The 16,245-nt window shown below is 74.0% G+C and carries 10 protein-coding genes; 6 read left to right on the forward strand and 4 right to left on the reverse strand.

Annotation, left to right across the window (positions count from 1 at the left end; translation table 11 throughout):
* The first annotated feature begins 35 nt into the window (after positions 1-35).
* The 6 genes from VKZ81_RS30120 (at position 36) to VKZ81_RS30145 (ending at position 11,455) form a co-directional block, all read left to right on the forward strand.
* Positions 36-530 (forward strand): single-stranded DNA-binding protein, encoded by a 495-nt coding sequence (locus VKZ81_RS30120; protein ID WP_324245121.1) that lies wholly within the window; start codon positions 36-38, stop codon positions 528-530.
* 42 nt (positions 531-572) lie between these two features.
* On the forward strand, positions 573-2,249 hold the full coding sequence (ettA, locus tag VKZ81_RS30125; RefSeq protein WP_324245122.1) for an energy-dependent translational throttle protein EttA: 1,677 nt from the start codon (positions 573-575) through the stop codon (positions 2,247-2,249).
* 118 nt (positions 2,250-2,367) lie between these two features.
* Positions 2,368-5,376, forward strand: coding sequence for a hypothetical protein (locus tag VKZ81_RS30130; RefSeq protein ID WP_324245123.1), 3,009 nt, complete (start codon positions 2,368-2,370; stop codon positions 5,374-5,376).
* Positions 5,377-5,650: 274 nt separating this feature from the next.
* Positions 5,651-10,375, forward strand: a complete 4,725-nt coding sequence (locus VKZ81_RS30135; protein WP_324245124.1) for an NAD-glutamate dehydrogenase — start codon at positions 5,651-5,653, stop codon at positions 10,373-10,375.
* A gap of 34 nt (positions 10,376-10,409) precedes the next feature.
* Positions 10,410-10,826 carry an acyl-CoA thioesterase gene (locus tag VKZ81_RS30140; protein ID WP_324245125.1) on the forward strand — a complete coding sequence of 139 codons (417 nt, stop codon included), beginning with the start codon at positions 10,410-10,412 and terminating at the stop codon, positions 10,824-10,826.
* A complete protein-coding gene (locus VKZ81_RS30145; RefSeq protein WP_324245126.1) occupies positions 10,823-11,455 on the forward strand; it encodes a DUF8185 domain-containing protein in 633 nt (210 codons plus the stop codon). Before VKZ81_RS30140 ends, VKZ81_RS30145 begins: the two co-directional genes overlap by 4 nt.
* Before the next feature lie 381 nt (positions 11,456-11,836).
* Here the strand turns inward: VKZ81_RS30145 and VKZ81_RS30150 are convergent, their stop codons facing one another.
* The 4 genes from VKZ81_RS30150 to VKZ81_RS30165 all read right to left on the reverse strand — a co-directional run.
* Positions 11,837-13,414 carry a glycoside hydrolase family 13 protein gene (locus tag VKZ81_RS30150; RefSeq protein WP_324245127.1) on the reverse strand — a complete coding sequence of 526 codons (1,578 nt, stop codon included), beginning with the start codon at positions 13,412-13,414 and terminating at the stop codon, positions 11,837-11,839.
* A gap of 82 nt (positions 13,415-13,496) precedes the next feature.
* A complete protein-coding gene (locus VKZ81_RS30155; protein WP_324245128.1) occupies positions 13,497-13,880 on the reverse strand; it encodes a globin in 384 nt (127 codons plus the stop codon).
* 26 nt (positions 13,881-13,906) lie between these two features.
* Positions 13,907-14,908 carry a mechanosensitive ion channel family protein gene (locus VKZ81_RS30160; protein WP_324245129.1) on the reverse strand — a complete coding sequence of 334 codons (1,002 nt, stop codon included), beginning with the start codon at positions 14,906-14,908 and terminating at the stop codon, positions 13,907-13,909.
* Positions 14,905-16,245 (reverse strand): prolyl oligopeptidase family serine peptidase (locus VKZ81_RS30165; protein ID WP_324245130.1); only part of this gene is annotated, 1,341 nt, incomplete at its 5' end. The genes VKZ81_RS30160 and VKZ81_RS30165, both read right to left, overlap by 4 nt.

Consider the following 16,245-nt stretch of genomic DNA (forward strand, 5'->3'; position numbering starts at 1 on the left):
GACGGGTCGTCGGACACGAGCGAGGAGCGAGAACGATGAACGCCATCTACCTCACGGTGCCGGGCCGTATCGCCACCCGCCCCGACCGGCTCGAATCGAAGAACGGCACGGGTGCGCGGTTCCGCGTGGCAACGACGGAACGCTGGTTCGACCGCACCGCTGCCGTGTGGAACGACGCCGAGCCGGTGTACCTCACGGTCGTCTGCTGGCGGCAGCTCGCGGAGAACGTGCTGCTGTCGCTGCGCGTCGGTGACCCCGTGATCGTCCACGGCAAGCTGGTGAACTCGAGTTTCGAGCGCGACGGCAGGGTCGAACGCCGGCTCGAGATCAGCGCCGGCGCGATCGGACCGGATCTGCGGTGGTCCACGGCCGTCGTGACGAGGAACAAATCGGCGACGGCGAGCGCCCCGACGGGCGTGGGAACACCGCCCGGCGCGGCGATGGGTGCACCGGGCGAACAGCCGGCCCCGGACAGCGGTGCGGGGGCGGGCGCGGAGGCGGACCGCGGCGTGAACGCGATGGCCGGATGAGGGCGCCGTCGGCCTGCGATCGGACGGGCCTACCATCGTCGCGTGGCGGAGTTCATCTACAGCATGCAAAGGGTCCGGAAGGCCCACGGCGACAAGGTCATCCTCGACAACGTCACGCTGAACTTCCTGCCCGGAGCGAAGATCGGCGTCGTCGGACCGAACGGCGCCGGGAAGTCGACCGTGCTCAAGATCATGGCGGGGCTCGAGCAGCCGAACAACGGCGAGGCGATCCTGGCCCCCGGTGCGACGGTCGGCATCCTTCAGCAGGAGCCGCCGCTGAACGAGGAGAAGACGGTCCTCGGCAACGTGGAGGAGGGCCTCGGCGAGATCAAGCAGCAGCTCGATCGCTACAACCAGATCGCCGAGCAGATGGCCACCGACTACTCCGACGAGCTGATGGAGGAGATGGGCCGTCTTCAGGAGATCCTCGACCACAACGACGCCTGGGAGCTGGACTCCCAGCTGGAGCAGGCGATGGACGCCCTGCGGTGCCCGCCGCCGGATGCGCCGGTCACGCAGCTGTCCGGCGGGGAGCGGCGCCGCGTGGCGCTGTGCAAGCTGCTGCTGAGCAAGCCGGACCTGCTGCTGCTCGACGAGCCGACCAACCACCTGGACGCCGAGAGCGTGCTGTGGCTTGAGCAGCACCTGGCGAACTACCCGGGTGCGGTGCTCGCGGTCACCCACGACCGGTACTTCCTGGACAACGTGGCGGAGTGGATCCTGGAGCTCGACCGCGGCCGGGCCATCGGCTACGAGGGCAACTACTCGACCTACCTGGAGAAGAAGGCCGAGCGCCTCGCGGTGCAGGGGCGCAAGGACGCCAAGCTGCAGAAGCGGCTGCAGGCCGAGCTGGCGTGGGTCCGCTCGGGGGCGAAGGCGCGGCAGGCGAAGAGCCGCGCCCGGCTCCAGCGCTACGAGGAGATGGCCGCGGAGGCGGCGAAGTACCGCAAGCTCGACTTCGAGGAGATCCAGATCCCGCCGGGGCCGCGGCTGGGCAACGTGGTCGTCGAGGTCGAGCACCTCGACAAGGGCTTCGACGGCCGCCTCCTGATCAAGGACCTGTCGTTCTCGCTGCCCCGCAACGGCATCGTCGGGGTGATCGGCCCGAACGGTGTCGGCAAGACCACGCTGTTCAAGACGATCGTCGGGCTGGAGAAGCCGGACTCCGGCACGGTCCGGATCGGCGAGACGGTGCGGCTGTCCTACGTCGACCAGAACCGGGCCGGCATCGACCCGAACAAGACGGTCTGGGAGGTCGTCTCGGACGGGCTCGACCACATCAAGGTCGGCGACGTGGAGATGCCGTCCCGCGCCTACGTGGCGGCGTTCGGGTTCAAGGGGCCCGACCAGCAGAAGCCGGCGGGGGTGCTGTCCGGCGGCGAGCGCAACCGGCTCAACCTGGCGCTCACGCTCAAGCAGGGCGGCAACCTGATCCTGCTGGACGAGCCGACCAACGACCTCGACGTCGAGACGCTCGGCTCGCTGGAGAACGCGCTCGAGCAGTTCCCCGGCTGCGCCGTGGTGATCTCGCACGACCGCTGGTTCCTCGACCGCGTGGTCACCCACATCCTCGCGTGGGAGGGCACCGAGGAGAACCCGGCCGCGTGGTTCTGGTTCGAGGGCAACTTCGAAGCCTACGAGCGCAACAAGATCGAACGCCTGGGGGCGGAGGCGGCGCGACCGCACCGAGTGACGCACCGTAAGCTGACCCGCGACTGAGAGCTATGCATCCCCCGGCTGGTGCGCTCTGCCGGCCCGGGAGGTGGATCCCGGCACTTCAGGAGGTCACGTGGGGTCGACGCGTGCCGAAGGCCGAGCGATCGGAGCGGTACCACGGGTGGACGCAGACCTCGTCGATGCAGCTGCGGCACTGCGGTGGGCCCGCCCCGATCTCACGGCCGAGCTGGCCGACCACGTGCTCGAGGAGGCGTCCGCCACCGACCAGCGGGACCGTTGGCTGGCCGCGGCGGGGTGGGCCGTGCACGCCCGGGCCGCCACGGGCGACGGGCGTGAGATCGCCTGCGGGGTGCTGGCGGCTCTCGAGCGCTGGGGCGACGACGCGCTCGCCGGCCCGTCGGCCCACCGGCTCCGGATCGAGTTGGCCATTGTGGCGGCCGGCGCCGGGGAGGTCGAGTCCGCGCGCAGGCTGCTCGCCGGGGTGGAGGCCGACGACGGTGACCCCGAGCTGACCGCCGACCTGCTGTGCGCGCACGCCCGGTGCGCCGTGGAGGACGCCCCGAACGAGGTGAGGGCGGCGCTCGACTCGGCCGACGCCGCGTGGGCCTCGGTCGGGGGCAGAGCGGGCCACCTCGGCGGCGCCTCGGTGGCGCTCGTGCGAGCCGTCGTGGAGCGTCGAGGCGGGCGTCCGGTCGCGGCCGTGGACCACGCGGCGGACGGGCTCGCCCGGCTGGAGCGGGCCCGGCTCGGCTCCGGCACCCCGTCGGCCCACTTGGCGGCGGCGCTCGCCGCGGAGTGGATCTCCGCGCTCCTGGACGCCGGGAAGGTCGCCGAGGCGAGGGACGGCTGCGACGCGCTGCTGCCGCGGCTGTCCGAGCGGGCGCGCCCCACGCGGCAACTGGCGTTGCTGAGGCTCACGGTCACGCGGGCCCTCGCCGCGCAGGATCCTCGCGCCGACACGGATCGGCTGCTCGCCCAGGCCGCCGAGGACGCGGCGGCGTGCGGCGTGCCGGACCTCGAGGCGGTCTGTCGCACGACGCTCGGCGCCATGCACGAGCAGGCGGGACGGCTCGACGCCGCGCTGGAGGCGCTGCAGCTCGCGGTCGAGGCCGAGCGCCGCGACCGCGACCGCTCCCGACGGTTCCTCGCCGCCCTCGCCGAGCTGCCTGCCGATCCCGCGCCGCCGAAGCGGCGCCGGGCACGCGCGGCGAGCACCCGCACCTCCGAGCCGGTCGCCGCGGCCGCCGGTGAACCGGCCGGCGACTCGATCGGCATGGACGCCACCACGGTGCTGCCGGCGATCACGCGGGCCGACCGGAAGCTGAAGGCGACCCGCGAGGCGGGCGAGCGCGTGGCACGCGACGAGGCCGCCCTCGCCGATGCGAAGCCGGCCCCGGCTGACGAGCGCCGCCCCGCGGAGGAGCGCCGTGCGGGGTGGGACGCCGTGCCCTGGAGCAGCAGCGGCGGCGAGTCGCCGATCGGTGATCTGCTCATCCAGAGCCTGCGGTCCGGTGCGGAGGAGGGACCCCGGAACGGATCGGCGCGCCGCAACGGCAAGCCGGTGGGGGTGCCGTCGGCGCAGCCCGAGGGCGGGGAGCGCGAGGACGGCGAGGAAGCGTCGTCGGGCTGGGTGCCGTCGCTCGACCGCACGCCGGAGGAGCCCACCACGCGCCGGCGCCGTTCCGCCAACACCGGTCGCCGGGGGTCGCACCGGGCGCCGCAGGATGCCGCCGACACCGCGGCGGAGGCGACCGTGGAACCGGCCGCGCAGCAGGAGCGGCCCACCCGCTCGGGGCGGCGGGCCCGCCCGGACGACGACGAGCGCACCGAGACCGCACCTGCCGACGCGGCCGCGGAGCGCCCCCGACGAGGACGCCACGGCAAGCCCGAGGAGCCCGCCGACGACGGGGGCGGGCGAGCCACCGGTGGGACGCGGCGCCGCCCCGAGAAGCCCACGACCGCCGAACCGTGGTCGCCGATCTCGCCGGAGCCACTCGCTTCGAACGGGGCGAGCGCGAACGGGTACGGCGACGCCGACCGGGTCCTCACGGCGCCCGCGGCGGGCGGATCCGACGACTCCGACGGGTGGTTGCAGTCCGCGCTGGCCGAGCTGGACCGGGCGCTGAGCGGGATCAGGGTCGGCGGCCCGCCGGAGCTCACCTCACCGGAACCGGAACCGGAACCGGAGCCGAAGCCGGAGCCGGAGCCGGAAGTGAAGCTGGAGCCGGAGCCGTCCGACGACGGCTGCGTGGTGGTCGTGGACATCGCGCGGGACGGGCGGCGGTTCGCGGGCCCGAGGGCCTCGGCGGTGGTGCACGCGGTCGCCGCTCTGCTCGACGACCGGCTCCCGGTGGGTGCCCGGGCCCGCTTCGGCGACTCGGACGTCCTCGTCGTGTCGTGCCCGGGCTGGAGCAGGGCCGACGCCACGGACTGGATGCACCGCACGCTGCCCGGACTGCTCGACGGGTTCGTCTCGCCGGAGGATCTGCCGGGGGCGCAGCTGCGTGTCGCGGTGCACGACGAGGACGGCCCGGTGGGGGCGCAGATCCTGCAGCCGCTCACCAAGCCCGGTCGCGACCGCGACCCGTGGGCGGACCTCTCCAGCGACCTGGCCGAGGAGCACGGGAGGAAGTACCGGGCCGCGCGGGCGGGCCTGCAGCAGGACCGCGGCTCCCGCGAGCGCCGCAGGAGCGACGACGCCGCGACCGAGGAGGACGGCGGATCGCAGCGTTGGCCCTTCTCCGGCGACGAGGGCGGCTCCGGGCGTCACGATGGGCAGCGCGCGCAGTCGGCGGAGCCGACGAACGGCGGAGGCGGGCGCCGTCGCCGCGCGGCCGCCGAGGGTGAGAAGGCCGCTGCGGAGCCCGGAAGCGGGTCCCGCGGCCGCCGCGACGCGCCCGACCCGCGCGCAGGCTCGGCCGCCGGCGATACCGGGGGTGGCCGGGCCGGGCGGCGCGCGAAGCGCGACGACGAGGCGGCCGCGACCGCCACGAAGGCCCCGGAGCCGACCACCGAGAAGCCTTCGGAGGCGGCCGGCGGCACGGGCTCCGACCAGCCCCGAGAGGACGGGGGCGGGCAGGAGCGCGACCAGGAGAAGCCGCAGTCGACCGAAGGGCTCGGGATCGCCGACCTGCTCGCCGGCGCGCTGGCGGCCTACCGCGGCATCTGACGCCGCCGCGCCGGGCCGCGGCGTGGCGGTCCGCCCCCGGCCACCCGCGCAGAACGGCGTTTCCGCTGTTCACAGCGGTGGTCGCGGGCTCGGTGCCGCGGCCGCCGCGGATCCCGACGGGCCCCAGCCACGCCCGACCGTGCCGCTCGGCGCAGGGGTGGAAGACGCGGCTTCGAGGGGGTCGACCCCGGCTAGGGTGACGGGCGAGCCCGTTGCCGCGGGAACCCAACGGCGGTGGGGCAAGCGCACCGCCGGTGAGATCCGGAGTGGAATTGTGACGAGCCGGACCAGGGAGCAGACGGAGCCGCCTGCAACCGAACCCGAGCCGATCGACCCTGCACTGACCGACCTGGTGGCGCTGTACGCGCGGCACGCCCCCGACCTGCAGCGCGGCGATCACCTGCCGCTGCTGCGGAGTGCGGCGCGCGGCCACCTGCAGCTCGCCCGGGTGCGGGCTGCGGGGGAGCAGCTGATCCGCGTGCGCGATCCGCAGGAGGGGGAGGGATCGGTCGTCGAGATCGTCACCGACGACATGCCGTTCCTCGTCGAGTCGCTGATGGCGGCCGTGTCCCGGGTGGGCGGCGAGGTCGAGCGGGTCATCCACCCGATCGTCGTGCTGCGCCGCGACACGTCGGGTGAGCTCACGCAGGTGCTCACCGACGCCGACCCGGCCGAGCCCCCGGGAGACGCCCTCGTCGAGTCCTGGATCCACATCGACCTGCTGCCCGGCGACCTCGACCGGCCGAAGCTGGAACGGGAGCTGGGCCGGGTGCTGCGCGACGTCCGCGAGGTCGTCGAGGACGCCGAGCCCATGACCCGGCAGGCCCTGGAGGTGGCCGACCAGCTGCCGAGCCGGGCACCCGCGCCCGACGACCCGGACCCCGCCGAGGTCGCCGAACTGCTGCGCTGGCTCGCCGACGGACACTTCACCTTCCTCGGCTACCAGCGGTGCACGGGGGACGACCTGCAGCCGGAAGCCGAGTCCGGGCTCGGCGTGCTGCGTGAGGGCTCGACGATGGGCGAGCGGTTCGCGCCGGACGTCGAGAAGACTCGCGACCAGGACGAGATGCTGGTGATGACCCGCGCGAGCGCGCCCAGCCCGCTGCGGCCCGTGCACCCCTACTACATCGCGGTCCGGACGTTCGACGACGACGGCGAGGTCGACGCGGAGCACCGCTTCCTCGGCCTGCTGACCGTGCCCGCGCTGTACGAGAGCGTGCTGGACATCCCGCTCGTGGAGCGGCGCGTCCGCGAGGCGATCCGCCGGGCGGGCTTCCCGCTGGAGTCGTACTCGGGGCAGCGGATGCTGGAGGTCATCTCCGGCCTGCCACGCGAGGAGCTGCTCGCGGTGGGCGAGCAGCAGCTGCACGACACCGCGGTCGGGGTGCTCGCGGTGGCCGGGCGCAGGGCGGTGCGGCTGTTCCTGCGGCCCGACCCGTACCGGCGGTTCATCTCGTGCCTGGTGTACGTGCCGCGCGACCGCTACACCACCGACGCCCGCATCCGCATGTCCGAGCTGCTGCAGAAGCGGCTGGGCGGCCACCACGTCGAGTTCACGGTGCGCCTGTCGGAGTCCAGCCTCGCGATGGTGCACTTCACGGTGCAGGCCCCGCCCGACGCCGCGGGCTTCGGCGACGTCGATGTGGCCGCGCTGCAGGACGAGCTCACCGAGGCCGTCCGCACCTGGGACGACCGCCTGGTCTCGCAGCCCGACTCGGCGGCCGTGGCCGACCTCCTGCCGGGCGTGCCCGAGGCCTACAAGGCGGCCGTCGACCCGCAGCACGCCGTGGAGGACCTGCGGCGGATCGCGGCGCTCTCCGGCCCGGGCGAGTTCGACACCCGCCTCTACACCGCCGACGTCGAGGGCGGCGAGCCGCGGTTCACCCTCTACCTCGCGGGCGCCCCCGCCTCGCTCACCGCGGTGCTGCCGCTGCTGCAGCAGCTGGGTGTCGACGTGCTCGACGAGCGCCCGTCGGAGTTCACCCGTCCGGACGGGCTGCAGTGCTACCTCTACGACTTCGGCCTACAGGTCGACGAGTCGACCCGGGCGGCGTTCGACGACCCGGCGGCGGTGGAGGCGTTCCGCGCCGCGTTCCGCGCGGCGTGGGCGGGCGACGCCGAGTCCGACCGCTTCTCCGCGCTGGTGCTGCGGGCCGGGCTGTCGTGGCGCGAGGCGGCCGTGCTGCGCGCCTACGCCCGGTACGCGCGGCAGCTCGGCAGCCCCTACGGACCCCAGTACATGGCCAACACGCTGCTGGCGCACCCGGCGGTGGCGCGTGCGCTGATCAACCTGTTCCGGGCGCGGTTCGCGCCGGGGATCGCCGAGCGGGAGCGGGAGCACCTCGCCGCGCTCGCCGAGGTGCGCGGGCTCATCGACGCCGTCACGGGTCTGGACGCCGACCGCATCCTGCGCGGCTACCTCGCGATGATCAGCGCGACGCTGCGCACGAACTGGTTCCGCGACCGGCCGTTCTTCTCGTTCAAGCTGAACCCGAGCGAGGTGCCGGGCATGCCCGCGCCCCGGCCGAAGTTCGAGATCTTCGTGTACTCGCCGCGGGTCGAGGGCGTGCACCTGCGGTTCGGGCCGGTGGCACGCGGCGGCCTGCGCTACTCGGACCGGCCGCAGGACTACCGCACCGAGATCCTGGGTCTGGTCAAGGCGCAGGCGGTGAAGAACGCGGTGATCGTCCCGGTGGGGGCGAAGGGCGGCTTCATCGTGCGCCGCGACGACGCGGGGCCCGACGAGGTCGAGTACTGCTACCGGACGTTCATCTCCGGCCTGCTCGACGTCACCGACAACCTCGTCGTGCAGCCCGACGGGACCACCGAGACCGTCCCGCCGCCGAACGTCGTGCGCCACGACGGCGACGACGCCTACCTCGTCGTCGCCGCCGACAAGGGCACGGCGAAGTTCTCCGACGTGGCCAACGAGGTCGCGGCGTCGTACGGGTTCTGGCTGGGCGACGCGTTCGCCTCCGGCGGGTCGATCGGCTACGACCACAAGGCCATGGGCATCACCGCCCGCGGTGCGTGGGAGAGCGTGAAGCGGCACTTCCGGGAGCTGGGCGTCGACACCCAGAGCCAGGAGTTCACCGTCGTCGGCATCGGCGACATGTCCGGCGACGTGTTCGGCAACGGGATGCTGCTCTCGCGCCACATCAAGCTGCTGGCGGCGTTCGACCACCGGCACGTGTTCGTCGACCCCGACCCGGACCCGGAGGCGAGCTACCACGAGCGGGCGCGGCTGTTCGCGCTGCCGCGCTCGTCGTGGGACGACTACGACCGGTCCGTGATCAGCAAGGGCGGCGGGGTGTGGCCGCGCACGGCGAAATCGGTGCCGATCGGCCCGGAGATGCGCGCGGCGCTCGGCATCCCCGACGGCGTCGACCGGCTGAGCCCGCCGGAGCTGATCGCGGCGATCCTGCGCGCGCCCGCCGACCAGCTGTGGAACGGAGGGATCGGCACCTACGTGAAGGCGTCGGACGAGACGCACGCCGACGTCGGGGACAAGGCCAACGACGCCGTGCGGGTCGACGCCTCCGAGCTGCGGGTGAAGGTCGTGGGCGAGGGCGGCAACCTCGGCCTGACCCAGCGCGGGCGCATCGAGTTCGCCCGGCGCGGCGGGAAGATCAACACCGACGCGATCGACAACTCGGCGGGCGTCGACTGCTCCGACCACGAGGTCAACATCAAGATCCTGCTGGACCGGCTCGTGGCCGCGGGGGAGCTCGACCGGGAGGCGCGCAACAAGCTCCTGCTCGAGATGACCGACGAGGTGGCCGAGCTCGTCCTCGACGACAACCGCAACCAGAACGCGGTGCTGGGGATCGCGCGGGCGCACGCGCCGGCCATGGTGAGCGTGCACGCCCGCCTGACCTCCGACCTGGAGGCCCGCCGCGGGCTCGACCGGGAGCTCGAGGTGCTCCCCGACGCCGAGGGCTTCCGCGCCCTGGAGGCCGCGGGCGCCGGGCTCACCAGCCCCGAGCTCGCCACGTTGCTCGCCCACACCAAGCTGGACCTCACCGCGGAGGTCCTCGCCACCGACCTGCCCGACGTCCCGGCGTTCGCGGCCCGGCTGCCGGAGTACTTCCCGCAGGCGGTGCGCGAACGGTTCGCGGGCGCGGTCCGCCAGCACCCGCTGCGGCGGGAGATCGTCACCACGCTGCTGGTCAACGAGATGGTCGACGGCGCGGGGATGACGTATGCGTTCCGGCTGGGCGAGGAGCTGTCGGCCGGCCCGGCCGACGCGCTGCGCGCCTACGCGGTGACCACGGCGGTGTTCGACCTGCCGGCGCTGTGGGAGGAGCTGCGCTCGCCGCAGATCCCGACGGCCGTGTCCGACCAGCTCGTGCTGGAGAGCAGGCGTCTGCTGGACCGGGCGTCGCGCTGGTTCCTCACCAACCGCCCGCAGCCGCTCGCCGTGGGGGCGGAGGTGAGCCGGTTCGCCGCCACGGTGCGGGAGCTGAGCGCGGCGCTGCCGCGGTTCATGCGGGGCCGCGAGCTGGCCGCCGTCGAGATGAAGGCGGCGGAGCTGCGCTCGCAGGGGATCGACGCCGACCTGGCGATGCGGTGCGCCGCGCTCGTGTACCGCTACGGGCTGCTCGACGTCGTCGAGCTCACCGAGCTGTCGGAGCGCGACCGGGAGGCGCGGGAGCCGCAGGAGGTCGCGGCCCTGTACTACGGCCTGTCCGAGCACCTGGGCATCGACACGGCGCTGACCTCGGTCACCGCGCTGGAGCGGGGCGACCGCTGGCACGCGCTCGCCCGGCTGGCCCTGCGCGACGACCTGTACGCCTCCCTGCGGGCGATCACCCTCGACGCGCTGCGCGAGGCGAGCCCGGGCACGCCGGTGGACAAGGCCATCGCGCTCTGGGAGAAGGCGAACGCGTCGCGCCTCGTGCGCGCCCGCGCGGCCCTGCAGGAGGTGGAGAAGGCAGGCCAGATGGACCTCGCGACGCTGTCGGTCGTGTCCCGCCAGCTGCGAGGGCTGGCCCGATGATCCCGCGCACGGGGGCGGTTGAGAAGGTGGGGGCGTGGCTGCCTTCATCGCTCACGTCCCCGTGCGCTGGACCGACCAGGACGTCTTCCAGCACGTCAACCACGCGGTCACCGTGACGTTGCTGGAGGAGGCGCGCATCCAGCTCGTCTTCGACGCCGCCGCGGCCGAAGGCGTGCCGGGGTTCGCCGCCGGGCTGCTCGTCACGGGGCTGTCGGTGGAGTACAAACGGCAGATCCCGTACAGCTCGCGGCGGTTGCGGGTGGCGATGACGGTGGACGACATCCGGGCTGCGACGTTCCGCATCCGGTACGCCATGCACGACGGGCCAGACGAGGACAACCCGGTCGCCGTCACTGCGGAGACCCGGCTCGCCGCGTTCGACCTGGACGCCCAGCGGCCCCGGCGGCTCACGCCCGAGGAGCGGGAGTTCCTGGCGAGGTGGGCGGCATGACCCGGTTGACGGTGCCGGACCCGGACGAGCGCAACGACCTCGGGGCGTTCGTCGCGCGGGTGGTGCGGCTCGACCAGGCGGCGCTGGTCCGGCTGGTCGCCCGCGACGGCATGGTGACGGCGTGGGCGGCGACGCCGTTCGACGTGCTCGCCACCCGCACCGTGCACGGCGAGCTGGAGCCCGGCGACGTCACGGTGCCCGCCAGCGGCCTGCTCACCGCGCTCACGGTGGAGCGGTCCGGGACCGTCGACCCCGGAGCGGGCGGGCTGTGGCAGGGCGAGCTGCCCCCGGCGAACGGATGGCAGGCGGTGGACGACGTGCCGGCCGCGGAGCTGGAGCGGCTCACCGAGCGAGGGCTCGTGGTCGCCCGGGAGAACGCCGGCCCGCTGGGGCCGCCCGCCTCGCTGCTGGACCAGACGGTGCTGACGGTCTCGTCCGAGTCCCGGCCCGCGGTGAAGGTGCCGCTGCGCTGCCTGTTCGCCCTGTCCGGGATGGGGTTCCTCGGCGACTCCGGGCCCGACGCCGGCGTGGTGCGCGTGTCGGCGACCGGCACGTGGCTGCGGCTCGACGCGCGCTACGGCGCGGTGGTGCGCAGGCGCCTCACGGCGCTCCCGCTGTTGGTCAGCTGAGCCGACTCGGGCGGGCCGGGCAGCGGTGCCGGGCGGCGGCGTGCCGTCGGGTACGGGGCCGCCGGCCGGGTGGCCCCGCCGGCGGGGGTGGTTCGATCGCGCTGGCACCGGGCGGGGTGTGCTCGCGGGGGATCGACACGGGGCAGCCGCGGCTGTGACGCGGTGGGGCGCCGGCGCCGCACGGCGTTACCCGGCACCGGCCGGCTGAGGGGTTCAGGCCGGGCAGGTGGTACCGGGCGGCAGCTTGCCGTCGGGAGAGGGCTGCTGGCCGGGGCCTCGCTGAGCGGCGAGGAGGGCATGCGGCTCGCCTGGAGCCGGGCGTGTTGTCCCCGAAGGGGATCGGGAGGTCGCGGCGGGTGCGGTGGTGCTCCCCGCGTGGGCTCAGGCCAGCCAGGCCGCGGTGCCGGGCGGCAGCATGCCGTCGGGCAGGGGCCCGCTGGCGAGGATGGCCTCGCCGGGTGGGAGCGGGACGGTCTCGCCGGAGGTGTTGAGGGCGCAGACGAGCGTGGTGCCCACGCGGCGGAAGGCGAAGCAGCCCTCGGGGGCTCCGAACCACTCGAGTTCGGAGCCGGTGAAGCCGGGATGCGTCTTGCGCAGCTCGATGGCCCGCCGCACCAGCGACAGCGTGGAGCCGGTGTCCTCCAGCTGCTCGGCGGCCACGAGCTTGCCGTACTCCGGGGGCATCGGCAGCCACGGGTCACCGGAGGTGAACCCGTAGCCGGGCGCGCTGCCCTCCCACGGGATCGGTACGCGGCACCGGTCGCGGCCGCGGCGGGTGTGCCCGGAGAGCTCCCAGATCGGGTCCTGCAGCACCTCGTCCGGCAGGTCGGCGTCGGGGAGGCCGAGCTCGTCGCCGTTGTAGAGGTAGACGACCCCGGGCAGCGCGAGCAGGACCAGCGCCATCGCCCTGGCCCGGGCGTGGCCCTCGACCCCGCCGCCGTAGCGGGTGACGGGCCGGGAGACGTCGTGGTTGGACAGCGTCCACGCCGGGGGCGCGCCGACGTCGGCGACGGCGGCGAGGGTCTGCTCGATCGCGGTGCGGATGGCGGTGGCCTCGAACGGCGCGCGCACGAGCCGGAAGTCGAACCCCAGGTGCAGCTCGTCCGGGCGCAGGTACCGGGAGAACCGGCCGCTGTCGCCCACCCACACCTCGCCGACGACGAGCCGGCCGGGGTAGTGGTCGAGCACCGCCCGGATCATGCGGTGCACGGCGTGGACGTCGTCGTGGTCGAAGCGCGGGTCGGGCGCGTCCACCGTGGCGGCCCACCGCTCGCCGTCCGGGGACGGCGCGCGGTCGCCGCGCGCGTCCGGGAGGTCGGGCGGCTTGCTCATGCCGTGGGCGACGTCGATGCGGAACCCGTCGACGCCGCGATCGAGCCAGAAGCGCAGCGTCTTCTCCAGGTCGTCCCACACCTCGGGGTTGGTCCAGTTCAGGTCCGGTTGCTCGGGGGCGAACAGGTGCAGGTACCACTCGCCGGGGCTGCCGTCGGGGTTCTGCACGCGCGTCCACGCGGGCCCGCCGAAGACGCTCTGCCAGTTGTTCGGCGGCTGGTCGCCGTTCGGGCCGCGGCCGCGGCGGAAGTGGTAGCGGGCCCGCTCCGGGCTGCCGGGCGCGGCGGCCAGGGCGGCGCGGAACCACTCGTGCTCGCTGGAGGTGTGGTTCGGGACGAGGTCGATCGTGACGCGCAGGCCGTGGTCGTGGGCGTCGGCGACGAGGCGGTCGAACGCGGCGAGGTCGCCGAAGACGGGATCGACGTTGCGCGGGTCGGCCACGTCGTAGCCGTGGTCGGCCATCGGGGAGGTGTAGAACGGGGTGAGCCAGATCGCGTCGACCCCGAGCAGTTCCAGGTAGCCGAGGCGGTCGCGGATGCCCTCCAGGTCGCCGACGCCGTCTCCGTCCGCGTCCGCGAACGAACGCACGTAGATCTGGTACACCACGGCGTCCCGCCACCACTGCACGGGCCAAATCTTGCCAAGCGAACGTGGACTCAGCGAGGCCCGTTCGTCACACCGGGTAGTACTTCCAGCGGTCGGGTGAAACTCAGAAGTGGCTGTTGACCATGCTCTGGGCGGCGTAGGTGAGGTACTGCCACAGCTGGTCGCGGTGCGCCGGGGAGAGGCCCGCGTCGTCGACCGCCACCCTCATGCAGCGCAGCCAGGCGTCACGCTCGATCGGCCCGATCTTGAACGGTGCGTGCCGCATGCGCAGCCGGGGGTGCCCGCGCCGCTCGGAGTAGGTGCGCGGGCCTCCCCAGTACTGCTCCAGGAACAGGCGCAACCGCTCCTCGGCCGGGCCGAGGTCCTCCTCCGGGTAGAGGGGGCGCAGCACCTCGTCCTCGGCGACCTGTTCGTAGAACCGCCGGACGATCTTCTCGAAGACGGGGGCCCCGCCGACCTCGGCGTAGAAGTTCTGAGGATCGGTCACGGCTCCATCATCCCCCTCCGGTGCGGCTAGGAGGCCGAGGGGCGGAAGTCGGCCGTGGGCACGAGGAGGGGACGGGGCACGTTCGCCTCTTCGAGCGCGTCGGCGATGGCGGCGTTCACGGCCCGCTGCACCGAGAACTGCTCGCCGGGCTTGACCTTGATGGTCAGCCGCAGCGTGACGCCTTCCGGACCCAACCGGTCGACGCCGAGCACCTTCGGCGGCTCGAGGACCACGTCGGCGAGGTCCTCCTCGGCGATCCGCGCGGTGGCGGTCCGCTCGGCCAGCTCGGTGGCCGCGGGGACGTCGGCGGTGTGGCCGAGCGGCACGTCGATGATCGCGACGGCGTAGCCCTGGCTCATGTTGCCGACGCGCAGGATCTCGCCGTTGCGGACGTACCAGACGGTGCCGTTGAGCGCGCGCAGCGTGGTGATCCGCAGGCCGACGGCCTCGACGACGCCGCTGGCCTCCCCGACGTCGATGATGTCGCCCACGCCGTACTGGTCCTCGAGCAGCATGAACATGCCGGACAGGAAGTCGCGCACCAGGTTCTGGGCGCCGAAACCGACCGCGACGCCGACGATGCCCGCCGAGGCGAGGATCGGGGCGAGCGCGACCCCGAACTCGGCGAGCACCATGATCGCGCCGACCGTGAGGATCACGACGGAGCTGATCGAGCGCAGCACCGAGCCGATGGTGCGGGCGCGCTGGGCGCGCCGCGGCGTGACGGCCACCTGGCTGCCGCTGCGCAGCCGCGGCGCCCGCCCGAGGAGGCGGGAGATCCGCGAGTTGGTGGCGCCGTCGACGATGCGGTTGATCGCCCGGTGGATCAGGAACCGCGCCACCACGCACACGACGACGATGAGGGTCACGTTGAACGTGGTGGACACGATCGTGTCCGCGGACCGGGCGAGGAAGTCGCTGTTGGTCACCCGGTAGAACTCCGCGCACCAGCTTCCCGCGTCGGAGGCGCAGGTGGGCTGGTCGGGCACGGCGGCCCCGGGCAGGGCGGCAGTGGGAGCGGGGGTCACTTCAGCTCCAGACCGGTGTGTGCGGCGAGGAAGGACAGCTGGTCGACCGCCAGCGCGACGCTGCGGGAGACCGCGCGGGCGCCGTGGCCCACGTCGGTCTCGCGGCGGATCAGGATGGGACGGGTCTGCGGGTCGCCCGTGGTGGCGTGCTGCAGGGCGGCGCACATCTTGCGTGCGTGCAGCGGGTCGACCCGCGTGTCGGAGTCGAACACGGTGAACAGCACGGCCGGGTACACCACACCCTCTTCGACGTGGTGGTAGGGCGAGTAGTTCAGCAGCCACGCGAACTCGGTGGGGTCGGCGGCGGTGCCGTACTCGTCGTTCCAGGTGCGGCCGAGGGAGAACTCCTCGTAGCGCACCATGTCCAGCAGCGGCGCCGAGCAGACGACGGCCCGGTAGAGGTCGGGGCGCTGGGTGAGCGCGGCGCCGACGAGCAGGCCGCCGTTGGAGCCGCCCATGATCGCGAGCCGGTCGGCGGTGGTGTCACCTGCGTCGATCAGCGCGGTGGCAGCGGCGTGCAGGTCGTCGAAGACGTTCTGCTTGTTGGCGCGGTTGCCGGCGAGGTGCCACTCCTCGCCCTCCTCGCCGCCGCCGCGCAGGGAGACCAGCGCGAACGTGCCGCCGGCCTCGACCCAGGCGAGCGCCGACGCGGTGTAGGCGGGCTCGCGGCTGATGCCGAAGCCGCCGTAGCCGGTGACGAGCGCGGGCCGCGGGCCGTCCGCGTCGGGCGGGCTGATCACGAACATCCGCACGGTCGTGCCGTCGGCGGAGGTGAACGCGCGATGCTCGGTGCGCACCTCGGGCACGTCGACGGAGCCGGGCGCGCCCTCCTCGCGCACCGTGGTGCCGGTGGCGAGGTCGAAGCGGTGCACCTCGGGCGGGGTGACGAGGTCGGTCCACCCGAGCCACAGCCGGCCCGCCTCGGAAGGGGTGTCCCGGTCGGCCACCGAGAAGCCGGTGAGCGTGCCGGTGCCGGGCAGGGGGACCTCGCCGTACCGGGCGCCGTCCAGCTCGTGCAGCACGACCTCGGCGACGGCGTGGCGGGCCCGGGCGAGGGCGAGCAGGGGCGCGCCGTCCGGGCGTTCCAGGCGGCGCACCGCCTGCAGCACCGAGCCGGGGTCCTCGGGCACCAGCTCGCGCCAGTGCTCGCGGGTCGGGGTGCGGGGGTCGGTGACCGCCAGCCGCCAGCGCGGGGCGCCGTCGGTGGTGTGCAGGTACAGCAGGCCGTCCCGGTCGACCCACGCGTGGCACTGCACGTCGTCGGCCTGGGTGAGCACCGGCGTCAGCTTCGGGGTGCGCTCGCCGAGCTCGGCGATCCACACGCTGTCGCGGCGGGC

It is taken from the genome of Pseudonocardia sp., assembly GCF_035305885.1.
Taxonomy (GTDB): domain Bacteria; phylum Actinomycetota; class Actinomycetes; order Mycobacteriales; family Pseudonocardiaceae; genus Pseudonocardia.

Coding starts and splice junctions, on each gene's coding strand:
- VKZ81_RS30145 (WP_324245126.1), top strand. CDS start 10,823: ATGACCCGGTTGACGGTGCCGGACCCGGACGAGCGCAACGACCTCGGG.
- VKZ81_RS30120 (WP_324245121.1), top strand. CDS start 36: ATGAACGCCATCTACCTCACGGTGCCGGGCCGTATCGCCACCCGCCCC.